The sequence below is a fragment of the Rhodopila sp. genome (genome assembly GCF_965276935.1).
GTDB lineage: Bacteria > Pseudomonadota > Alphaproteobacteria > Acetobacterales > Acetobacteraceae > Rhodopila.
In genome coordinates this window covers 1556749-1577872 of sequence record NZ_CBDIBS010000004.1, presented here as the reverse complement: position 1 = coordinate 1577872, position 21124 = coordinate 1556749, and the positions used below count along the sequence as shown (strand labels likewise).

At 65.2% G+C, this 21124-nt stretch carries 17 protein-coding genes; 9 read left to right on the top strand and 8 right to left on the bottom strand.

Annotated features, from left to right (window positions below; all coding sequences use genetic code 11):
* Nucleotides 1-110: 110 nt before the first annotated feature.
* The 4 genes from ACQY4S_RS23565 (at nt 111) to ACQY4S_RS23550 (ending at nt 4736) form a co-directional block, all read left to right on the top strand.
* Nucleotides 111-515, top strand: a complete 405-nt coding sequence (locus tag ACQY4S_RS23565; protein WP_428487627.1) for a VOC family protein — start codon at nt 111-113, stop codon at nt 513-515.
* The gene (locus tag ACQY4S_RS23560; protein ID WP_428487626.1) at nt 512-1255 is read left to right on the top strand and encodes a class I SAM-dependent methyltransferase; all 744 of its coding nucleotides are present in this window, start codon (nt 512-514) and stop codon (nt 1253-1255) included. Before ACQY4S_RS23565 ends, ACQY4S_RS23560 begins: the two co-directional genes overlap by 4 nt.
* Nucleotides 1256-1278: 23 nt before the next feature.
* Nucleotides 1279-2475 (top strand): formyl-CoA transferase, encoded by a 1197-nt coding sequence (locus tag ACQY4S_RS23555; protein WP_428487625.1) that lies wholly within the window; start codon nt 1279-1281, stop codon nt 2473-2475.
* A 395-nt stretch (nt 2476-2870) separates the two neighbouring features.
* On the top strand, nt 2871-4736 hold the full coding sequence (locus tag ACQY4S_RS23550; RefSeq protein ID WP_428487624.1) for an AIDA repeat-containing protein: 1866 nt from the start codon (nt 2871-2873) through the stop codon (nt 4734-4736).
* A 165-nt stretch (nt 4737-4901) separates the two neighbouring features.
* Here ACQY4S_RS23550 and ACQY4S_RS23545 read toward each other — a convergent pair whose 3' ends face one another.
* Nucleotides 4902-5198 carry a hypothetical protein gene (locus ACQY4S_RS23545; protein WP_428487623.1) on the bottom strand — a complete coding sequence of 99 codons (297 nt, stop codon included), beginning with the start codon at nt 5196-5198 and terminating at the stop codon, nt 4902-4904.
* 479 nt (nt 5199-5677) lie between these two features.
* Complete coding sequence (locus ACQY4S_RS23540) at nt 5678-6898, bottom strand: polyhydroxyalkanoate depolymerase (protein WP_428487622.1); 1221 nt, start codon at nt 6896-6898, stop codon at nt 5678-5680.
* Between the two features lie 119 nt (nt 6899-7017).
* Here ACQY4S_RS23540 and ACQY4S_RS23535 point away from each other — a divergent pair, with 119 nt between their 5' ends.
* Complete coding sequence (locus tag ACQY4S_RS23535; protein WP_428487621.1) at nt 7018-7674, top strand: glutathione S-transferase family protein; 657 nt, start codon at nt 7018-7020, stop codon at nt 7672-7674.
* A gap of 209 nt (nt 7675-7883) precedes the next feature.
* Here the strand turns inward: ACQY4S_RS23535 and ACQY4S_RS23530 are convergent, their stop codons facing one another.
* The 3 genes from ACQY4S_RS23530 to ACQY4S_RS23520 form a co-directional block, all read right to left on the bottom strand.
* Nucleotides 7884-8933 carry an LLM class flavin-dependent oxidoreductase gene (locus tag ACQY4S_RS23530; RefSeq protein WP_428487620.1) on the bottom strand — a complete coding sequence of 350 codons (1050 nt, stop codon included), beginning with the start codon at nt 8931-8933 and terminating at the stop codon, nt 7884-7886.
* 224 nt (nt 8934-9157) lie between these two features.
* On the bottom strand, nt 9158-11035 hold the full coding sequence (locus ACQY4S_RS23525; protein ID WP_428487619.1) for a chloride channel protein: 1878 nt from the start codon (nt 11033-11035) through the stop codon (nt 9158-9160).
* Nucleotides 11036-11588: 553 nt separating this feature from the next.
* Entirely contained in the window at nt 11589-12569 is a 981-nt protein-coding gene (locus ACQY4S_RS23520) for an NAD-dependent epimerase/dehydratase family protein (protein ID WP_428487618.1), read from the bottom strand.
* 801 nt (nt 12570-13370) lie between these two features.
* Between ACQY4S_RS23520 and ACQY4S_RS23515 the strand changes: the two genes are divergently transcribed.
* Both ACQY4S_RS23515 and ACQY4S_RS23510 read left to right on the top strand, forming a co-directional pair.
* Nucleotides 13371-13901, top strand: coding sequence for a DUF2939 domain-containing protein (locus ACQY4S_RS23515; protein WP_428487617.1), 531 nt, complete (start codon nt 13371-13373; stop codon nt 13899-13901).
* Nucleotides 13902-14081: 180 nt separating this feature from the next.
* Nucleotides 14082-15956, top strand: coding sequence for an ABC-F family ATP-binding cassette domain-containing protein (locus tag ACQY4S_RS23510; protein ID WP_428487616.1), 1875 nt, complete (start codon nt 14082-14084; stop codon nt 15954-15956).
* Nucleotides 15957-16203: 247 nt separating this feature from the next.
* Here ACQY4S_RS23510 and ACQY4S_RS23505 read toward each other — a convergent pair whose 3' ends face one another.
* Nucleotides 16204-16575, bottom strand: coding sequence for a response regulator transcription factor (locus tag ACQY4S_RS23505; protein WP_428487615.1), 372 nt, complete (start codon nt 16573-16575; stop codon nt 16204-16206).
* A gap of 494 nt (nt 16576-17069) precedes the next feature.
* On the opposite strand from ACQY4S_RS23505, the gene ACQY4S_RS23500 reads away from it, so the two are divergent.
* Nucleotides 17070-17849, top strand: coding sequence for a hypothetical protein (locus tag ACQY4S_RS23500; RefSeq protein ID WP_428487614.1), 780 nt, complete (start codon nt 17070-17072; stop codon nt 17847-17849).
* A 42-nt stretch (nt 17850-17891) separates the two neighbouring features.
* On the opposite strand, the gene ACQY4S_RS23495 is transcribed toward ACQY4S_RS23500, so the two are convergent.
* Nucleotides 17892-18332, bottom strand: a complete 441-nt coding sequence (locus ACQY4S_RS23495) for a DNA polymerase III subunit chi (RefSeq protein WP_428487613.1) — start codon at nt 18330-18332, stop codon at nt 17892-17894.
* 149 nt (nt 18333-18481) lie between these two features.
* On the bottom strand, nt 18482-19963 hold the full coding sequence (locus tag ACQY4S_RS23490; RefSeq protein ID WP_428487612.1) for a leucyl aminopeptidase: 1482 nt from the start codon (nt 19961-19963) through the stop codon (nt 18482-18484).
* A gap of 146 nt (nt 19964-20109) precedes the next feature.
* Here ACQY4S_RS23490 and ACQY4S_RS23485 point away from each other — a divergent pair, with 146 nt between their 5' ends.
* Nucleotides 20110-21096 carry an L-threonylcarbamoyladenylate synthase gene (locus ACQY4S_RS23485; RefSeq protein WP_428487611.1) on the top strand — a complete coding sequence of 329 codons (987 nt, stop codon included), beginning with the start codon at nt 20110-20112 and terminating at the stop codon, nt 21094-21096.
* Nucleotides 21097-21124: the final 28 nt, after the last annotated feature.

The following is a 21124-nucleotide window of genomic DNA, read 5'->3' as shown; positions in this document are numbered from 1 at the left end:
GAAAGTGGCCTAGCTCCTTTGTTGATCGCATGATTCACGCGCTTTGTAACGTCCCGCTCAGCGCGATCATGCTCTAAACGTTCAGGGTATCAACATGCCAGGGTATCGATATGCAGGTGCGTTACCTAGACCATGTCCAACTCGCCATGCCTGCTGGCCGGGAGGATGACGTGAGAGCATTCTATCAAGACATGTTGGACATAGGTGAAGTCGCCAAGCCGCCGCATCTCGCCGCACGCGGCGGATGCTGGTTCGAGCGGGGTTTCCTCAAGGTCCATCTGGGGGTGGAGAAGGATTTCAGGCCGGCGCGGAAGGCACATCCGGCCTTCGTCGTGCATGATCTGCGAACGCTTGCCGCGAAGCTGCGAGGCGCCGGCCATGACGTCGTGGCGGATCAGCCGCTCGCGGGCTATGACAGCGTGTATGTCGATGACCCTTTTGGCAACCGGATTGAACTGATGGAGCCACGGACCACGCCCGCAACGGATGTTCGAATCGGCAACCAAACGTCATGACCGAGCAGAACATCTACGACAATGCCGATTTCTTCGCCGGCTACGCTCGGCTTCCCCGGTCGGTCGAGGGGCTTGGGGCGGCGCTGGAGTGGCCGGCGTTCCAGCGGCTGCTGCCGCCGCTGGCGGGACGGCGGATATTGGACCTGGGCTGCGGCCTGGGCCACTTCGCGCGGGAAGCGCGGGTCCGGGGCGCGCGTTCAGTCATCGGCGTGGACCTGTCCGGGAACATGTTGGCCGCGGCGCGGGCGCGCGGCGACGATCCCGGCATCACCTATCGGCAGGCGTCGCTGGAGGCGTTCGAACCGGACCAGGCCGGCTTCGATCTGGTGGTGTCGATGCTGGCGCTGCACTACATCGCGGATTACCGGTCGATCGTCCGCCGCTTCGCCGGCTGGCTGGCGCCGGGTGGGCGGCTGGCGTTCTCCGTCGAGCATCCGATCTACACCGCGCGCGGGACGTCTGAGTGGCATTCGGGGGCCGATGGCGCGCCGGCACACTGGCCGGTGGACCGCTATCGCGACGAGGGCGAACGGCGCGTGCAGTGGTTCGTCGACGGCGTGGTGAAATACCACCGCACCATCGAGACCTATGTGAACGCGCTGCTGGATGCTGGCCTGCTGCTGGTCCGGCTGGAAGAGCCGGAGGCGGAGAGTGCCGCGCTGCTGGCGGCGCGCCCGGCGCTGCACGAGGAACGCCGCCGTCCGGCGTTCCTGCTGCTGGCGGCGGACCGTCCACGATAATCAAAACCAGGAGACAGCATCACATGAGCCAGGCCTTGAACGGTATCCGCGTCATCGACATGACGCACAACCAGGCCGGTCCGGCCTGCGCGCAGATCCTGGCTTTCCTGGGGGCCGACGTGATCAAGCTGGAGGAACCCAAGGGCGGCGACGTGGCGCGGACCAACATGCGCGACAGGCCCGACAGCGACAGTCTGTTCTTTCTGATGCTGAATGCCAACAAGCGCAGCCTGACGCTCGATCTGAAGACCGGGGACGGCAAGGCGCTGTTTCGCCGGCTGATGGCGTCTTCCGACGTGCTGCTGGAGAATTTCGGGCCGGGCGCGCTCGATCGGCTGGGGCTGGGATATGAAGACCTGGCGCAGCTCGCGCCACGGCTGATTTACGCAACGATCAAGGGGTTCGGCACCTACGGCCCGTACAGCGGCTACAAGAGCTTCGAGCCGATCGCCCAGGCGATGGGCGGGGCGATGGCGGTGACCGGCTTCCCGGAGAACCCGCCGACCTATGTGTTTCCGGCGATTGGCGACTCCGGCACCGGAATGCACATGGCGATCGGCATCCTGGCGGCGTTGCAGCAGCGGCACGCGACCGGGAAGGGGCAGCATGTGGAGGTGTCCATGCAGGATGCCGTGGTCAACCTGATCCGCGTCAGCCTGCGCGACCACCAGCGGTTCGGCCACCCGCCGCCGCGCGTCGGCAACCAGCTTGGCCGTACTGTGCCCGGAACAACCTATCCCTGCGCGCCCGGCGGACCGAATGACCACGTTTATATTTTCGCCCAGCCGCAGATGTGGCGGCCGCTGCTGGGTGTCCTCGGCTGTCCCGAACTGGCGGACGACCCGCGGTTCGGCTCGCCGGAGGCGCGGTGGGAGAACCGGGAGGCGCTGGATGCGATCGTCGGCGCCTGGACCCGGCAGCGCGACAAGCACGAGGTGATGCGGCGACTGGGGGAGGCGGGGGTGCCGAGCGGCGCGTGCCAGGATACCGGGGAGGTGCTGGCCGACCCGCATCTGCGGGCGCGCGAGATGATCGTGGACGTCGACTTCCCGACGCGCGGCACGTTCCAGACAGTTGGCTGCCCGATCAAGCTGTCGGACTCACCGGCGCAGGTCACGCGGCCGCCGCTGCTGGGCGAGCACACGGAAGACCTGTTGGCATCGTTGTGCGGCGTCGGACCGGAGGAACTGAAGCGGCTGCGGGAGAGCGGCGTGATCTGAGCGCGGCTGGTCCGCCTGGCAAGGCGGCCGGGGCGGAGCAAGCGCCCGCACATCGACGGGTTGCAGGCCCACGCCACCGTCTTGATGTCGTGGCTGGTGCAGGCGTACGACCATGATGCGGGCGTGTGGTCTGCGATGGATGGCCTGACCGGCACTCTAGGATCACGTCATCGTGTAATTTTATATATTAAATCAGAATAATTGCTGTTGCGGCACGTGCAAGTTCATGTGAATATCCGTGTCACGTCGCTGCGGCCTGTTTTCCCGGACTAGCCGGTGCTTGCTCGCCGCGAGCGTGTGTCAAAACGACGCTGATCCTGTCCGTCTGATCGCTTTCCCGCGTCGGCTGCCGGCGCGTCGTTTTGCTTGTTACTGTTTACAAATGAGGCACCTTCATGACGACCACGGTCGTAAGCGGCGGTCAGACGAGCAGCGGCATTACCGTCGGCGCCGGTGATACCTTCGAGGTTCTGTCCGGCGGCTCCGCCACCGCGATCACCGTCGATGCAGGCGGGACGATGACCGTGTCGAACGGCGGTGTCGCCAGCAACACGATGGTGAACGCCAGCAGCAGCGGGACCGCGCAATTCGAGGTCGATGCGGGCGGCATTGCCGCCAATACGGTGATATCCGCCGGCAGCGGTGATGCGGCGCAGTTCCTGGTTGCCTCGGGCGGCGTCGCCAGCGGCACGGTGCTTGACGCCACCAGCGGCGGGTTCCTGGAACTCACGGTTGCTTCCGGTGGTGCGGCGACGGGTACGACGATCGGGAGCGGCGGGCTTGTGACGGTCAACGCGGGTGGCACCGCCACCGACGTGGTGAACAGCGGCGGCACCGAACAGCTTACCATTGGCGCCGGGCAGGTTCTCGGGCTTGCCGTGATCAGCGCCGGCACCACGGTCACGCTGGATGCCGGCGCCATCGTACCCGCCAACACGCAGGTCGATGGTGGCACGCTGACCGGCGGCGCGACCAGCGGCGTGGTAGTCAACAATGGCTACATCGACCTGACGTCGGGCGCCAGCGCCAGCGGCGCGGTGCTGAACGGCGGTTTCATCCAGGTGGAGCATGGTGGAGCAGCCGGCGCCACGGCGGTGATCTCGGGTTATCTTCTGGTGGATGGCGGCATCGCGAGCGGCACGGTCCTGAGTGGCGCGCCCGGTGGAGCGGGTTCGGCCGGCGTGCCGCAAAGCGGCACCGTCTTCAGCAGCACGTCAGGCGGACCGGCCTATGACGAGGTTTTCCTCGGCGGCACCACCATCGACACCTTGGTGAGCACATCGGGTATCGAGACGGTATCCTCCGGCAGCACGGTGATCGGCAGCACCGTGCTGAACGGCGGGCAGGAAATCCTGTTCGCCGCCGCCACCGCCAGCGGCACGGTGCTGGACAGCGGCGGCAGCCAGTCAGTCGGCTCCGGCGCCACCGCCATCGGCACCACGGTGAACGGCGGCGGGATCGAGTTTGTGCAGGCCGGCGGCGTCGCCACGGGGACGGTATTGAACCCTTACGGCACGGTCGACCTGAAAGCCGTCGGCTTTGCCGGCGCGACGGCGACGCTGGACCCGTTGAACGACATCCTGACGATCACCAACGACAGCGGCGTCACGACGCAGCAACTGGCGGGAAACTATCTCGGCGATGTGTTCCAGTTGGCCTCGGACGGCAACGGCGGCACGAATGTCACGGTGACACCGGGAACACCCGGTCTGACTGTTCAGGATACCACGACGAACCAGCAATTGCCCAGCGCGGGGCAGACCTATAGCGGCCCCGTCAGCGGCCTGCAGGAGCAGTATGTCAACACCACCAGCGACAGCCTGAATGTCACGGCGAGCACGGACAACTGGTTCATTCATACCGGCGCCGGCACGGATGCCATCGCCGTCACCGGCGGCACGAATGTGCTGGACGGCGGCACCGGCTCCAACTTCCTGACCGGCGGCAGCGGGACGGACACATTCTTCGTCGATGACCGCGCCGCCCCGGCGGACATCTGGAGCACGGTCAGCAACTTCCACGCCGGCGATGCCGCGACGGTGTTTGGCGTCACGCCGCAGGACTTCGCGCTGAACTGGGTGGATGGGCAAGGGGCTGTCGGCTACACCGGGCTGACGCTGCACGCCACGGCGCCCGGCGTGCCGACCGCGTCGCTGACGCTGGTCGGCTACAGCCAGGGCGACCTGAGCAGCGGCCGTCTGTCGGTTTCCTTCGGCAGCGTAGATGGCAGCAGCTATATGTATATACGCGCAAACAGTTGAGGCGCGGGGCGAAGCGGTGTCTTTCCACTGCGGCCGGTCGGCAGCCTGTGTCCGGGTTGACCAGGCGCCGACGATTGGCACCGCCATGTTGACCCGAGCCATCCCGCTGCACGGCTTGCAGTATTTGTCTGCTGACAGGCCAGCATCAGGCCCCGCCGCAGTGCTTCAGCCGGGCGGCGGCGCCTGATGCTGGAGCACCGGCAGCAGGACGTGGATGACCACCAGCAGCAGGATCAGGATGACGGCGACCCGGATCAGGCCGCCGAACAGCCGCAGCGCCGCCACGATCAGCAGGACGGCGAGCGCGATCAGCAGCACTGTCTGGATCGGCGGGGACACGCCTAGCTGACTGAGCTGGGCACGCAGCCACAGCTCGATGGCGAGGATGCCGGCGAGCACAAGCTCACCGAGCTGGGCGAGGAGGTGGAGCAGCGCTTCGAGCGCGCGGGTGAAGGCAGCCACTTTGTTCTATTCCCAAGCTTTTTACCGCATTATGCAGAGCAGGCCGATTTTGAAGCTGGCGTCGCCGGAGGGTGACGCTGTCGTTGTATCATAACAACGGCACGTGGTGTTGAGCCATAATAGCCGGGTCAACGGCCGTGGGCATCTGATTGATTTCTCGCGCGGCCGCACCACCAACCCGGCGCGCAGGCCGGTTAGAGCAATTTCCGATCAGGTTGCGCCAACTCGTCAGGGCCGGGCGACCGAGCACGCGAGGAAAGGTCGCCCCGGTCACACGGGTTCAAGGTGGAGCAACCCGATCGGAAACCGCTCTAGCCGGTCGAGCCGCTGGTATCGGACGGCCGACCCAATGCCAGTGGCTCGCGCGCCGCAGAGCCGGAACAGTGGTCAATCAGTCCAGAAGCCGGGCGGCCCAGAAGCCGGGCGGCCCAGAAGCCCGGCGGCCCAGAGGTTCGGCGGCCAGAGGTTCGGCGGTCCTGCTACTGATTTGTCACCGCTATCATGGCCCGCACCTTGGGATAAACCTCCCGCGCCCAGCGCGAGCCGCTGAACACGCCATAATGCCCCACGCCGGTTTGCAGGTGATGCCGCTTCTGGCTGATGCGCAGGCCGGTGCACAAGTCCAGCGCCGCCATGGTCTGGCCGATGGCACAGATATCGTCACGCTCTCCCTCGACCGTCAGCAGCGCAGTGCGACGGATCCGCTCCGGACGCACCGGCTGGCCATGCCAGGTCAGACGGCCCAATGGCAGGTCGTGGTCCTGAAACACCCGCTTGACGGTTTCCAGGTAGAACTCCGCCGGCAGGTCCATGACCGCGCCGTATTCCGCATAGAACTTGCGATGTGCCTCGGAAGCCACCACGTCGCCGCAGGCAAGCGCCCGGAACTGGGCCATGTGGGCGTTGATGTGGCGGTCCAGGTTCATGCTGACGAACGCGCTCAATTGCAGGAAACCCGGATAGACCCGGCGGAAGGCACCTGGATAGCGCCAGGGAACCTTTGCGATCAGGTTCTTCTCGAACCACTCGATCGGACGCGACTTGGCGAGTTCGTTTACCTTGGTCGGATTGGACCGCGTGTCGATCGGGCCGGCCATCAAGGTCAGGCTGCGCGGCTGCGCCCGGTTGCCGGCTTCCGCCATCACCGCAGTCGCGGCGAGGCCCGCGACCGCCGGCTGGCAAACGGCGATCATGTGACTGCCTTCGCCCATCACCTCGAGGAATTGAATCAGGTGATCGACATACTCATCAAAGCCGAAGATGCCTTCGGACAGCGGTATGTCGCGCGCGTTCTTCCAATCGGTGATGTAGACATCGTGGTCCGGCAGCAACACGGACACCGTACCACGCAGCAAGGTGGCGAAATGGCCGGACATCGGCGCCACGACCAACACCCGCGGCTGCACGGTATCGGTATCTTTCTTGAACCTGAGCAAGCTGCCGAACGGGGTGTCGAAGGCGACTTCCTCGGTCACACCCACAATGCCGTTGCCCAGCCGGCTGTTGCTGAAGCCATAATCCGGTCGGTGATGCGTCAAGGCGCTTTCAGCCAGCAGGCTGCAGGCGGCGCCAAATTGCCGCAGCAGTCTCGGGGTGTAGTCCCCGATGTCCATCGCCCTGGCCAGGCCAGCACCCAACCGGGCCATCTGACGCGCAGGATACAGCAGGTCAGCCTGCGCCTGATAGAATTTATAGAGCATTGCCTGCTGCGTGCCGCAGCTCCCGTCAACCGTTCGTCGTAGCCCTAACACAAACCCTCGCCATTGCGGCACTACCGTCATTATATTGATAGGTAGAATGCCATCGGGGGATTGTCACTATGGCCGGCGCGACACTGCTCATCAGCAGCAAGAATTATTCCTCCTGGTCGCTCAGAGGTTATCTGCTGGCGCGCCTCGCCGGCCTGCGGTTCGAGGAGAAGGTGGTCGATCCCAACGATCCGGCCAACCGCCGTGAATTGCTGATGCAGTCATCGTCGATCCGCGTTCCCGCGCTGATGCACGACGATGTGGCGATCTGGGATACGCTGGCGATCGCCGAATACCTGAATGAGGCTTTTCCGGCTGCCAACATGCTGCCGGCCGATCGCCTGGCGCGGGCCCGGTGCCGGTCGATCTCGGGGGAGATGCATTCCGGCTTCGCCGCGCTGCGAGAAGCCCTGCCGATGAACCTGCGCCTGTTCCGGCCGGACTTCGCTGTCTGGTCGGCGGTCCAGGCGGACATCGATCGCATTACCGAGATATGGCGCGAGTGCATCACCACCTGGAAAGGGCCGTGGCTGTTCGGCAAGGCGCCCTCCATCGCCGACGCGATGTATGCGCCGGTCGTCACCCGCTTCCGCAGCTACGATGTCAAGATGGAGGCCGTTTGTGAACGCTATTGCCAGCAAATTTTGGCTTGGCCGGACATGCGGGAATGGTTCGCCGCGGCGCAGCATGAGCCGGAACAGATCGATGAACTGGATATCGAATTCTGAACCGCTGGGAATTCTAAATCGCTGGCTGCCGCCGGCTGGCACGGGGCCGCTACCAGCGCCTGGCTTCCAGCACCGGCCGGCGGTTTTGACGGCGCCGATGTCAGCCGATTGCCTTTAGCCAGGAAAGCCCGCGCGAAGGCTTTACCAGGATGTCGGTGGTGAGCGACCGCAACGCATTGGAAAAGCGGCAGGCCAGGCACCGGCGACCTTCAGCGAAAACCGGGCATCACCTCCTGGCACAACAGGCGCAGCGCCTGCAACTGCTGGACATGCGACACCTTGCCGCCGCAATTCATCTCGATCATCACCCCATCCAGGCCCAGATCATCCCGCAGTGCGCTAATCCGCTGCGTAACCGAATCCGGGGTGCCGATCAGCACACTGCCTCGCAGTGCGTCGTCATAGGTGATCGCGTGCAGCCGTTCCGCCGCGGCAATGCGCTTTTCCGCGCCATCCACACCCGGTCTGCGGGCGGAGTCGAGGGCCAACGCGGCCTGGTCATGATAATAGTGCATAAGGCTGGCTTCGGCCTCCGCGCGGGCGGCTGCGTGTGTCGCGGCCAGATAGCCGGGGGCGCGTAGATAGACCGCGCCGGCGCCGGGATGGCCGGCGGAGCGCCATGCCTCGCGATAGGCTTGGATCAGCGGGCCGAGTTGTCTTGCATCCTCATGCTTGATGCCAAGGAAGATCGGCTTGCCCTGGCGGCCAATGGTCACGAACGTATCCGGACTGGTCGCCGCGATGCGGATCGGCGGCCCGCCAGGCCGGTACGGCCGCGGCGTGACTGCGACATCGCGAAAGCTGAAATGCGGGCCGGTATGGGACAGGCTGGGGTTGGCCCAGGCCGCCTGGATGATATCCAGCGCCTCGGCGAACCGTTCACGGCTTTCCGCATAGGCGATGTTGTAGGACTCGTAGGTCTTTGCGACGCCGCTGCGGCCGACACCAAAGATCAGCCGGCCGCGGCTGATCTGATCCACCGTGGCGGCTTCCTCGGCGATGCGCAGCGGATTGCACAGCGGCAGCACCTGCACGCCAATGCCGATGTTCATCCGCGTGGTGCGGGCGGCGATGGCACTGGCGACACATAGCGGCGCCGACAGTACCGAACGGGCCGGATCGAAATGCAGCTCCGCCAGCCACATGACGTCCAGGCCCCAGTCTTCCGCCGCATCCGTCAGGGCGAAGGCGTTGTGGAAAGCATCGGCATCCGGACGGCCATCCAGGGCTGGGAACTCATGGTAGATGCCGAACTCCATCGTGCGCTCCTGCTGCCCTGCCGCCGGCGTCTATACGGCTGCCGGCCGATCATGCTGGGGTCCGGGCGCTATCGTCAATTGCGTGGCAGAATGGTCAGCGGACCACCGCGGCCTCGACCAGGCCGCCGATCCGCCATCTGGGGTCACGGCGAGATCCAGAACCGTCCCTGGCGGCGGATGTCGAGTGGTTACCAGCGCTGATCCTGGATGCGCTGGCGAGCCATCTACTCGCCCGATAGCTCCCGCCGCCGCTTGTCCAGTTCGTCACTGTAGCGCCGGAGCGCGTACTGTTCCGTCAGCAAGCCGATGACATGCCGGTTGTCGGCATTGTCCACCACCACCAGCGCATCGCTTTCGGCATTCTCGAACATCGCGACCGCCTCCTTGATCGTCATCTGCGGCAGCAACACGGTATCGGCATAATGCACGGTGTCGCGCACCGTGTGATCGTCGTCGCCATCGGCATGAGCCTCCGGCAGCAGCACGATGCCGGCGTAGCGGTCCTCCTCATCCAGCGCGATGACCCGTTGCGTGGTGCCCAGGGGAAAGTCGCGCTTGAACGCCGGCAGTGGCGTTTCGGCGCGCACCGTCCGCATTTCCCGCCGCATCATGCGTCCCACGGTCAGGTTGCGCATCCAGCCGATATCGACGGCGCTGCGGATCGCCTCGCCGCGCAGATGGAACCGCCAGGTGGCGAAGGAATAGCCGAAGGTCCGCCGCACGGTCAGCGAGGACACCACGCAGGCGGCCAGCACCGCGACCGTCATCGGCAGGCTGCCGGTCGCCTCCAGGGCCAGGAATCCCATGGTCAACGGGCCGCCGATGATGGCGACCGCCAGGCCGCTCATGCCGACCAGGGCGCAGACGACCGGGGAAACCGCATGTGCCGTGCTGACCAGAGCCAGCGCGCCGGCGAAGGCTTTGCCGAGCAGCGCGCCGAGGAAAAGGGAGGCGAAGAACAGCCCGCCGCGAAACCCCGAGCCAATGGAGATCGCCGAGGCTGTCGCCTTCAGTGCGACCATCAGGACGACCCATTTCAGCGGCGTCACCGTTTCGAACGAAGCGCCCAGCGCGCCGTGGCCGGACGACAGCACCGCCGGCGTGACCAGCGCCAGCAGGCCGATGGCGACACCACCGATGGCTGGCCGCAACCAGGCCGGCACGCCGCTGCGGCGGAACGCTTCCTCGGTCAGCGTGACGCCACGCATGATGGAGATGCCCAGCAGCGCGCACAGCATGCCAAGGGCGAGGATCGGGATGTAGTCCAGCGGGTCGATGACCGACGGCACCGTCGCGACGACGTCGAAGATGTTGCCGCCGAGTGCACGGACGACCGCCTGGGCCACCAGGGCGGCGACCGCGACCGGGGCGAAGGTGCCGAGCGTGTAGGTGCCGATGACAAGCTCAAACGCATAGAAGGCGCCGGTTAGGGGGGCATTGAACGCACCGGCGATGGCCGCCGCCGTGCCGCATCCCACCAGCAGGCGCAGGTCCGAGCGCCGGACCCGGAACGCATGGCCAAAGCGGGAGGCGATCGCGGAGCCGATTTGGGTATAGCCGGCCTCCAGCCCGACCGAGGCGCCGACGCCATTCGATATGACGGTCTGCAGCACCACGATCAGGCTGCCGTTCAACGACATGCGGCCGCCGAACAGCGCGTTGGCCTCGATCGGGTCCACGGTCCGGCGCGGCCGGAAGCGGTGGATGCCGAGCGAAAGCACGCCGAGGACCAGGCCGCCGACGGCGGGAACCACGACAGTGCGCAGCGGATCGACATAGCTCATCGCGCTGAGGCGCTGTGTGGGCCCGATGTCGAACAGCAGTTGGTGGATCAGTTGCGTGGTGGCGGCCATCAGCCACACCATGATACCGGTGGCGCAACCCAGGACGGCGGCCAGAACAACAAGCCAGATCTCGTCGGCCCGCACCAGCGCCCGCAGCACCTGCGGCGCATGCAGGACGGCCGAACCGAATGGCCGGCGCGGACGGCGGGTGGCAATGCGTCGGGTGCTGGCTTCAGGATTGTCCGTGGACGCGGCTTTCCCGGCAAGGCGGATGCGATCCGCGTCCGCGATGGCAGACTCGCCTTGCAATGTCGGCATTCGCGGCGTCCAGCGGAGCGAGGAACAACAAAAAATGTTTTCGGACGATGGTGCGTCTCAGGCAACACCTGATCCCTCGATTGGGGCGGTAGTATGGTAAAAACATCGTTCATGGATCGAAAGATCAGGCGGCAGGTCCCCGCACCGCTGGCAGCCGTCGCTTTGCCCCGCGCGCCATAGACCATTTTCAGCCTGATTGTGCAGGCTGAAAATGGTCAATCTCTATATTTGATCGCATGATTCACGCGCTTTGGAGGTTCCGCCCAGTGCAATCATGCTCTAGTATCGCGCATCAGAGAAGCGCGATACGTCGCTATTGGCCTGAAGTATCTGATTCACGCGGCGAAACGTGGCCGCTACGCGTCTCACGCTTCTCTGCGATCAGATACTGGTGAAAACAGTCAGTCCACCGCGCCTGCCCGGCATGGCCTGAACAGCAGGGAGGCGAACCCGTGGCGTGATCCATTGGCACTGCCGTTGCGGACCCAATCCGCCGTGCTGTGTGGCGCCGCCATCGGACTGCCTATACGCCATGTCATGCGCCCGACGCTGATCAGGATGCCTTGGCGCGATCCGCCTTGGTTGCCTCCAGGTCGTCCTCGATAAAGGCACGCACCACCTCCAGGATCGGCTCGTGTGCGGAAAATCCCAGTGTGCGGGCGTGCAGCGCCTCGAACGCCGGCGGCCAGGTGGAGACGATGGCGGCGATCGTCTTGTCCTCCACCCGCTTCACCAGCCTGGAGGCACCGGGCGCGACCTGGTCCAGCGCCTGCAGCAGATGCGCCACCGTCGTGCTGATGCCTGGCGGATCGACGCTGCGGTCCAGCCCCATGCGGCTGGTGTCCATCGCCGCGGCGTGCAGCAGCCACTCCACCGCGCGCCTTAGGCTGCAAACCCAGACGGCGAAATCGTCGGGCACCGGCAGTTCCGTCTCCAGCCCCAGCAACGGCTCCCGCACGATGCCGGAGAAGAACGAACTGGCCGCCTTGTTCGGCCGACCCGGCCGGACAATCACCGTCGGCAGGCGAAGCGTCACCGCGTCCAGAAAGCCGCGGCGGGAGGCATCCGCCAGAATCAGCTCCGCCGCCGCCTTCTGCGCTCCATAGCTGTTACCTGGCACCTGCCGCGTGTTGTCGGGCAGGACCGAGTTCTGGGTGCCGCTGAAGCTGGCGACCGAGCTGGTGAACACCACCCGCGGCGACGTTCCCAACGCTCGGCAGCGATCAACAACCGCATCGGTGCCGCGCAGATTGACCCGTCGGCCCAGCGCGTAATCCGCCTCGGCCGCGGCGCTGACCACCGCCGCCAGATGCAATACGACGTCGGTGCCGGCGGGAATCGCTTCGTCAGGCAGGTCCACGATGTCACCGGCCAGGGCGGTGACGGGAAAAGCGGCGTCGGGCTTCGGCGGTGCGGCGATGTCGAACAGGGTCAGTCCGGTCACCGGCTGACCGCCCAGCGTACCGTCCTGTGCCAGCCTGGCCGCCACCTTGCGGCCAAGGAAGCCACCAGCGCCGAGGATGGAAATGAGCATGTGCGTTCTCCCTATCTTGCGAGATAGATCGCACCCCCTTGTGGAGCGGTCCACCGCCGATCGTTGATCGGCTGCCATCCGGTTTGCTGCGTGATCGCTTGCCGCCTGACACAGGCCGGCGTCGCGGGCGCCGCGGCGGTGGCGGGTTCATGCGGATACGGGGGCGGTCCGGCCAGCAGCCGGGCTGTAATCCTGGTCAGGCCGGAATATGCCGCTGGCCGGTGCCGAGCAGGGCGGCCTCGCGGTGGTGACAGGTGGGTTGATACGATCTTGGTCTATCTTGCTTGCAGCAAGCCCGGTTTGCTGGCGTAACCGGAACTGGAGCGGGCGGCGGGAAATTTCGTGACGGTCGCGGCATAAGGCGGCCATCGATTTTTCGCGGCCGCTGGCGAAACGATAGCTAAACTTAGGTGAATCAGGTGTGGCGCAGATCGCGGACCTTCTGTTAGCATTCCGTGGTTGCGGATGCGTGGGGCCGTCCCGGTCCTGGAAAAAAGTTAGGTATTGCGGTTCGGTAGCGAGGATGCCATGAGCATCGGCGTATGCAGGCCCATGGTGTACTCACGCCGGAGTTAGCGGGATATCAACTGGTTTTGGCCTAGTGTCCTGCCCCCAAAGTTCGTCATATTTTGTGACGGGCGGAGGGACAAGCAGGCCACTGAAAACAAAGAGCTAGTGGCGGGGGCAGGGGGCGCCCACTATGGCGAACTTCCGACCCAGGCCGCTAGGTTAACCGCCGGGCTGACGAAAATCCGCCGCGATCATTCGGCGGTGTTAATGCTAATCCGAGGAAGCGAGCTCATGCGCGTCAAGTGGCCACTTCTTGCGACAGTTCTAACGGTCGGCGTCGCCTATGTCGCCTATCCCTATGTGACATTATATCGCCTCGGCGTGGCCATGCGTGGCGCCGATGCCAGCACACTGGAAGCCCTGGTGGACTGGCCGTCGGTGCGTGAAGGGATCAAGGAGGACATCTGCGATCTGGTCGTGGACGAACCGAACACCACGGGTGAGACGCATCTGCCGCCATTTGGCGCGTCGTTCATGCGCGGTATCGCGTCCAGCAAAATCGATCAGAAAGTGACGCCTCAGGCGATAGTGGCGGCAGCCAGCGCACTGCCGGACGGCAAGCATGACGAACCTCAACAGGGGGCGGACGTGCATCTGGCCTGGGCGTTCTTCGATAGCCCCACGGTGTTCTCCGTTAGTCTCCGAGCGCCGGGTCTAGCGGAGCCGATTCGGCTGGAGATGAAATTGCGCCATGGCGAATGGCAGGTTCACCGTGTGTGGCTGCCGGATGCATTGCTCGGGAACGCGCCGTCACGGACCTGAGGTCACGGTTTCGGCCTGAGTGACTTGAGCGAACCTCCGGCCCGAGATGTCACGCACCGACCTGGCGCCGACCGGATAAGGTCGCGCGCTTTCGCATCCGGATCGCGGCGCATGATTGCGCTCAAGATCGATAGAGCAGCCCGATTTGAGCCAGACTGAAATTGCGCTAACACCCTTCCGATGTCTGTTTTGGTAATCTCTGGCGCCGTCATCCGCATGGGCGGCCGGACCCTGCTGAACGGTGCGGACCTGACCATCGACCCCGGCCGGCACATCGGGCTGGTCGGCCGCAACGGCGCCGGCAAATCCACCCTGCTGCGCGCCATCGCCGGCGAACTTGCCGTCGACGGCGGGGAGATCCGCCTGTCCGCCCGCGCCCGCATGGCAACCGTCCGGCAGGAGGCACCGGAAGGTCCGGCCTCGCTGCTGGAAACCGTTCTGCAAGGTGATCCGGAACGGCTGGCACTGCTGGAAGAGGCTGAAACCGCCAATCCGCATCGTCTGGCGGAGGTCCATGAACGCTTGCGCGGCATCGGCGCGGACTCCGCACCTGCCCGGGCCGCGACAATTCTCGCCGGCCTCGGGTTCAACGAGGCCGCGCAATCCCGTCCCGTGGCGACGTTCTCCGGCGGTTGGCGGATGCGGGTTGCCCTGGCCACGGCGCTGTTCGCCAACCCGGACCTGCTGCTGCTGGATGAGCCGACGAACCATCTCGATCTGGAAGCGACCCTCTGGCTGGAAAGCTGGCTTGCGCGCTTTCCCGGCGCGGCGCTCGTCGTCTCGCACGATCGCGGGCTGCTCGACCGAGCGGTGACGGCCATCGCGCATCTGGACAAGGGCAGGATCTCGGTCACACCGGGTGGGTTCGATGAATTCGTCCGCATCCGGACCGAGCGCGCCATGCAGCAGACCCGCATGGCAGAGCGGGTGACGGCGGAACGTGCCCACATCCAGTCGTTCATCGACAGGTTCCGCTACAAGGCGTCCAAGGCACGTCAGGCGCAAGCACGGATCAAGGCGTTGGAACGCCTGCCGCGGATCGAATTTGTCATCGAAGACGCCCCCACCCGTTTCGCCTTCCCTGAACCCGCTCGGCTTGCGCCACCGATTCTGACGCTGGATCGGGTGGACATCGGCTACGCATCCGTGCCGGTGCTGCGCAATATTTCTGTTGGCGTCGACATGGATGACCGGATCGCGTTGCTGGGTGCCAATGGCAACGGCAAGTCGACGCTGGCGAAGTTGCTGGCCGGCCGGCTGGCACCGTTGGCTGGCCAAGTGCGATGTGATCCGCGCCTGAAGGTCGGGTACTTCGCGCAGCATCAATCCGACGAACTGGTTGCGTCGGAGCACCCGATCGAACACATGGCGCGTGCCTTGCCCCGTGCGACGCAAACGCAAGTTCGTGCGCAGCTCGCCCGCTTCGGGCTGGATGCCGACCGCGCCGATACGCCGACGGCGCAGTTGTCCGGCGGCGAAAAGGCGCGCCTGCTGCTGGCCCTGGCCACACGAGAGGCGCCGCAGCTGCTGATCCTGGACGAGCCGACAAATCATCTCGATATCGATGCGCGGGATGCATTGGTGAAGGCATTGGCGGATTTTCAGGGCGCGGTGCTGCTGATCACCCACGATCCGCATCTGATGGAGCTGGTGGCGGACCGCCTGTGGCTGGTGGCGGATGCGACTGTCCGGCCGTTCGACGGCGACGTGGAGGACTATCGCTGCCTGTTGGCGGAACGCGGTCGCCCGGCGGCCAAGTCCGACGGCGCGACGCGCAAGGACGACCGCCGCGAGCGGGCGGAAGCCCGTACCGCCCTCGGCCCGCTGCGCAAGCAAGCCAGGGACGCCGAGGTCGAACTGGCAAAACTTGAAGTGGAGCGGGGTCGGATAGAGGCGAGACTGGCTGATCCGGCGATCTACGCGGCAGGCCGAGCGCACGAGATCGCCGCGGCCAATACGCGCCTGGCGGCGATCAGAAAGGCAGCGGCGGTGGCCGAGGAAGCATGGCTCATGGCTGAACAGGCGCTTGAAGGCGCGCTTTCCACCGCGCCGTAATTCTGGCATGCGGTAGGTTGGAAGTGCCTTCCTCGGGATGTTTCAGCGCCTGTGGGGCATGGTCCACGATGGCGGCCTGAGCGCACTGTCCTGCCGGAACGAACTAACCGCTTGCAACGTCTTTTGACCGGTGCGAGAGACTATTCATTGATATTGCAGATTCGTGCTGTGGGAGCGTCCTGCGATTGATCGTGGTTATTCGGGACAGATCCTAATATCGATGGCCGCGCAGGTCGCGACGCGCTGGTTATCCGACTGAAACCGAAATGAATCGCAATAGTTCATGGTGTGACATTGGCTTCTCCAATACGGTCATCACGCCCAATGCGGAGGCTCGACGCTCTACTTCCGGATCGTGCACACCTGTGATCAATAATGCTGGAATATTAACGCCGCGTTCGGATAACCGGGCGATCATGTCAAGACCGGTCATTTTCGGCATATTCTGGTCGACGATCAAGCAGGCGAGGCGCTCCATCTGCGTATCAGAGAGAAAATCGGTCGCCGACTGGTACGTCGCCACTTGGTATCCCATGGTTTCGAGCAGGCCCCCCAGGACGTCGCCCACGTCATTGTCATCGTCGATGACGGCAACGATACCCACGTTTTCCTTATTCATGGCGGAAGTGTCCTTCAAAGCGCGAACCTCTAATACGATGCGCATGTACACAAAAACTACCGTGCCGGGAACCGGCGGCAAAGCCTAAAGCGCCGCATCACTTGCTATTGTTGCGAACACTCCATACATTGAGTATGTCAGCCATCATGAAGCGGCCGTCAACCAGGGTGGCAGTCATTCCCTGCCGCCAAACGCTCCTACCACCGAACCAAGTCGTTTTCCCGTTCGCCATCTGGCATGCGGCAACGAAAGCTGAAACCGAGTGCTGATGATTGCAAACGAAACTTCTTGTTGGCGGCCCTGCAAGGCTTGCCATTGCCTCTGCTTCATCAGGTCTCTTGTTTCTAATCTCCCGGGTGATTGCATTGTCTGAAAACTCCAAGCTTCGCTTTGACCGTCCATCCGGCCAGGCCCCTCAGAGCGCGCCGGATCCACTACATAGTACGCCGGCCGAGGGCGATGACACCGGTCAGGCTGATGAAGCCGAGTCCCAGATGCGCAAAGCGCTGGGATTATTGGGGGAATCGCCAAGACATCGTCCGGAGTCGGAGCGGTCGGAGCAGCCGAACCGCGGCTCCGACCGCTTCAACGGCGGCTTGCACAGGCGCCGCTTCGTGCAGGACGGAGACGTTCCGGTCACCGTGCTGCGGCGGGAGCCTGGACAGGAAGCCCCAGCGCATCGTTCGGTCGCGGCCATTGCCACGCCCACCAGCAGCCGTTTGCAGCGAACCGAGGCGGCGCTGGCCGTTGAAACCGCCGGGCGGGAAAAGGCGGAACGACTGTTGGCGGAAGCGCAGGCGGTCGCACGCGACCTGCAAACCAAGATCGGCCACGCCGAACTGACGAAAAACGAGGCGATCGGGGCGCTTCGCCAGGAGCGGGAGGTGTCGGCTGCCTTGCGCGCCGAGGTAGAAGCCCTGACGGCGCGAGTTGACGAAACGCGCGCGCGCGCTGAGGCCGCCGACCAGGCAATACAGGAGCATCAGTCCGTGCTGGCGGATGAGCGTCATGCCAGGAAGGTCCTGGAGAAAGCTCTTCATGCCGCGGAGGTGGGTCGTGATGCGGCCGAACGGCTTGCCCGGACGTTGTCCGAGGATCTACCGGATCGAGCCGACAACGCCGTGCCCACCCGCCGTTCGGCAGGGGCTGAACCCGAAGTCATCGCTGCCAAGGTCAAGCGCGGCCGGCCGTCGACCAGCGCCGTGCAGGACGCCGAACCTGAACCGGTCAAGTGGTGGCTTGCGCCGTCAAAGTCGATGGCCAAACGCAAGTAAAGCAGGCCCGTCCGACAGGCGCCATTACACTGCCTGACGCTGCTACCGCTTCCTTTGCCAGCTTCGTTCGGTTTGCTGCCAGTATGTGACTGCGTATTCGCCATCGGTTACTGCTTTCCAACGCAGCCGGGCTGCCAGCAGGGCGTCTTCCTTGGTGCCGTCAAACAGGTCGAACACACGGTCGAAGCCGGACAGGCGGTCTGTTCCGGCGCCATCCACCAGAAACAGATAACGCGCGCCGTTCAGCGGCTCCGGCGTGGTGCTGAGCCAGATCGGCTGAAGATCAGGATCTCCGTCGGCGACGGTTCCGTGCGGCAGCCAGGCCGGTTGCTCCCATAGCGCGGTGCTGAGCGCGTTCAGGCCGATCGAGCTGGTGCCGAGGACCAGCGCGCGCTGACCGGCGGCCAGGGTGCGCATCAGCAGCGGCGGCAGGACCTGCGGCAGCGTCGATCGGCTGAGATGATAGAATCCGATCTCAGCCATCAGACCATGATCGTTTGAGGTTGCATCATCGTCGGTGTCCGATCATGGCCTGACGTCTTGCCTGACCGCGGCCGCTAACTGTTTGTCTTCAGTGGCCTGCTTGTTGCCTCCGTCCGTCATAGGATAGGACGAACTTCGCGGGCAGGGCACTAGCTTTCGTAGTGCGTCGCGACCAGCCGGTCCAGCAGACGAACGCCGAATGCCGTCGACCCCTTTGGCGTGACCGCCGTGTCCTTGCTGCTCCAGGCCACGCCGGCGATATCCAGATGGACCCAGGGCTTGCCGTTGACGAAACGCTGGATGAACTGGGCGGCGGTGATCGAGCCGCCCGGACGGCCGCCGACGTTCTTCATGTCGGCGATCTCCGAGCGGATCTGCTTGTCGTAGGCTTCATCCAGCGGCATGCGCCACACCCGCTCCCCGGTTTCCTGGCCGGCCGCCGCCAGCCGCTGCGCCAGCATGTCGTCGTTGCTGAACATGCCGGCATACTCATGGCCGAGACCAATGATGATCGCGCCGGTCAAGGTTGCCAGATCGACCATGAACTTGGGGTCGTATTTCTGCTGCGCGTACCAGATCACGTCGGCCAGCACGAGGCGGCCTTCGGCATCGGTGTTGATCACTTCGATCGTCTGGCCGGAGTAGCTGGTGACGACGTCGCCCGGCCGTTGCGCGGTGCCTGACGGCATGTTCTCAACCAGCCCGACCAGCCCGACGGCATCCACCTTGGCTTTCCGGCCGGCCAGAGCGGCCATCAGCCCGATCACGGTACCGGCGCCGGCCATGTCCCACTTCATGTCCTCCATGCCGCCGGCCGGCTTGATGCTGATGCCGCCGGTATCGAAGGTCACGCCCTTGCCGATGAAGGCAACCGGCTTGTCCCTTGGCCGTTTCGAGGTGCCGGACAGGCCGTTCCACGTCATGACGACCATCCGAGGCTCCTGGACACTGCCCTGAGATACGCCGAGCAGCGCGCCGAAGCCTAGTTTGCCCATCTCCTTCGGGCCCAGGATCTCCACCTTCAGGCCGATTTCCGTAAGCCTGCGGCAGCGGTCGGCCATTTCCGCGGGATTGAGGACATTGGGCGGCTCGCTGACGAGGTCACGGGTCAGGAAAACGCCGTTGGCGGTGGCGGCCAAAGGCTCCCAGGCCGATTTTGCCTTGGCAAGCTCGTTGGTCAGGATGGTGATCCTGGTCAGCCTTGGTTTGTCCTCCGGTTTCTCCTTGGTGCGATAGCGATCGAAGCGATAGGCGCGCAGGACGGCGCCCAGAGCGACCTCGGCCGCCTGCGCGCTGGTCAGCGCACCGACGGCGATGGCAACGGCGGTTTCCCGTGCCAATCCAGCCGATACCGCGCCGCCGGCTTCCTCCAGGATCTTCTGCGTCGCATCCGCCGGCTTGCCGAGGCCGACCGCCAGGACCCGGGTCAGGCCGTCGGTTGGGGCCAGGATGGAGCAGGTCTTGCCCTTGCCACCCTTGAACTCGGCGACCGCGAAGGCGCGCGCGATGGCGCCGCCGGTTGCCTCATCCAACTGCGCCCACAGGCCCGACGGCTGCTCGCCCTCATGCACCATCAGCGCGAGCGCGCCGGACTTCGGCAGGGTCGGCTTGGCGAAGGCGATGTCGAGCATGTCGGTGGTTTCCTTGGTCTATCCAGCGGGCCGATAGGTTTAGCGCCGCACCGCGGGCTTTGCCATGCCTTCCCGGAATGGATATTGCTCCCGCCATGACAAAGGATGTGCCATGACGAAGAATGCGGCATGACGAAGAATGCGCCATGATGGGGAACGCCACGACCGAGCTGCTGCAAGCGGACGAGACGGGCATGACGCGGGCGGCACAACTGCTGCGGCAAGGCACACTTGTGGCGTTCGGCACGGAGACGGTCTACGGCCTGGGTGCCGATGCGACGAACGCCGAGGCCGTGGCGGCCATATTCGCCGCCAAGGGCCGGCCGCGGTTCAATCCGCTGATCTGCCATTATCCGACGGTTGAGGAAGCCGTCGCGCATGTCGTTGCCGACGAGCGCGCGCGGATGGTCGCGCGGACGTTCTGGCCCGGTCCGCTGACACTGGTGCTGCGACGGAACAGCCATTGTCCGGTGGCGCTGCTTGCCGGGGCCGGGCTCGACACGCTGGCGGTGCGGGTGCCGCGGCATCCGGTGGCGTTGGCGCTGCTGCGGCTGGCGGGGATGCCGATCGCGGCGCCCTCGGCGAACCGCTCCGGCCGGGTCAGCCCGACATCGGCGGCGCATGTGCTGGACGGGCTGGAAGGCCGGATCGCCGCGGTGCTGGACAGCGGGCCTTGCCCGATCGGGGTGGAATCGACCGTGCTGGACTTGTCCGGGCCGGAGCCTGTCCTGCTGCGGCCAGGCGGGGTGACGCTCGAGGCGCTGCAAGCCTGCCTTGGCCCGGTGCAGCCGGCGGCATCGTCCGCGGTCGTGCAAGGCTTGCGTTCTCCTGGGATGTTGGACTCGCACTACGCGCCGACCCTGCCGGTGCGGCTGGGCGCCAGTTCGGTGGCGCCGGAGGAGGCGCTGCTGGCGTTTGGGCCGCCGCTGTCCGGCGCCGGCCGCGTCTTTCAGTTGAGTGCGGCCGGCGATGCGACCGAGGCGGCGGTGAAGCTGTTTGAAGGGCTGCGTCGGCTGGATCGGGAGCCGGGGGCGATCGGCATCGCGGTGATGCCGATACCGGATGTGGGCCTGGGGCGGGCGGTCAACGACCGGCTGCGGCGGGCCGCGGCGCCGCGTGGCGTGCAAGGTTAAAAGCACAGCCGCACGTTCGCGCGCGCCC

Excerpts from the sequence above, each read along its gene's own strand:
- ACQY4S_RS23565 (WP_428487627.1), top strand. The coding sequence starts at position 111 with ATGCAGGTGCGTTACCTAGACCATGTCCAACTCGCCATGCCTGCTGGC.
- ACQY4S_RS23560 (WP_428487626.1), top strand. The coding sequence starts at position 512 with ATGACCGAGCAGAACATCTACGACAATGCCGATTTCTTCGCCGGCTAC.
- ACQY4S_RS23555 (WP_428487625.1), top strand. The coding sequence starts at position 1,279 with ATGAGCCAGGCCTTGAACGGTATCCGCGTCATCGACATGACGCACAAC.
- ACQY4S_RS23550 (WP_428487624.1), top strand. The coding sequence starts at position 2,871 with ATGACGACCACGGTCGTAAGCGGCGGTCAGACGAGCAGCGGCATTACC.
- ACQY4S_RS23540 (WP_428487622.1), bottom strand. The coding sequence starts at position 6,898 with ATGCTCTATAAATTCTATCAGGCGCAGGCTGACCTGCTGTATCCTGCG.
- ACQY4S_RS23535 (WP_428487621.1), top strand. The coding sequence starts at position 7,018 with ATGGCCGGCGCGACACTGCTCATCAGCAGCAAGAATTATTCCTCCTGG.
- ACQY4S_RS23530 (WP_428487620.1), bottom strand. The coding sequence starts at position 8,933 with ATGGAGTTCGGCATCTACCATGAGTTCCCAGCCCTGGATGGCCGTCCG.
- ACQY4S_RS23525 (WP_428487619.1), bottom strand. The coding sequence starts at position 11,035 with ATGCCGACATTGCAAGGCGAGTCTGCCATCGCGGACGCGGATCGCATC.
- ACQY4S_RS23520 (WP_428487618.1), bottom strand. The coding sequence starts at position 12,569 with ATGCTCATTTCCATCCTCGGCGCTGGTGGCTTCCTTGGCCGCAAGGTG.
- ACQY4S_RS23515 (WP_428487617.1), top strand. The coding sequence starts at position 13,371 with ATGCGCGTCAAGTGGCCACTTCTTGCGACAGTTCTAACGGTCGGCGTC.
- ACQY4S_RS23510 (WP_428487616.1), top strand. The coding sequence starts at position 14,082 with ATGTCTGTTTTGGTAATCTCTGGCGCCGTCATCCGCATGGGCGGCCGG.
- ACQY4S_RS23505 (WP_428487615.1), bottom strand. The coding sequence starts at position 16,575 with ATGAATAAGGAAAACGTGGGTATCGTTGCCGTCATCGACGATGACAAT.
- ACQY4S_RS23500 (WP_428487614.1), top strand. The coding sequence starts at position 17,070 with ATGCGCAAAGCGCTGGGATTATTGGGGGAATCGCCAAGACATCGTCCG.
- ACQY4S_RS23495 (WP_428487613.1), bottom strand. The coding sequence starts at position 18,332 with ATGGCTGAGATCGGATTCTATCATCTCAGCCGATCGACGCTGCCGCAG.
- ACQY4S_RS23490 (WP_428487612.1), bottom strand. The coding sequence starts at position 19,963 with ATGCTCGACATCGCCTTCGCCAAGCCGACCCTGCCGAAGTCCGGCGCG.
- ACQY4S_RS23485 (WP_428487611.1), top strand. The coding sequence starts at position 20,110 with ATGATGGGGAACGCCACGACCGAGCTGCTGCAAGCGGACGAGACGGGC.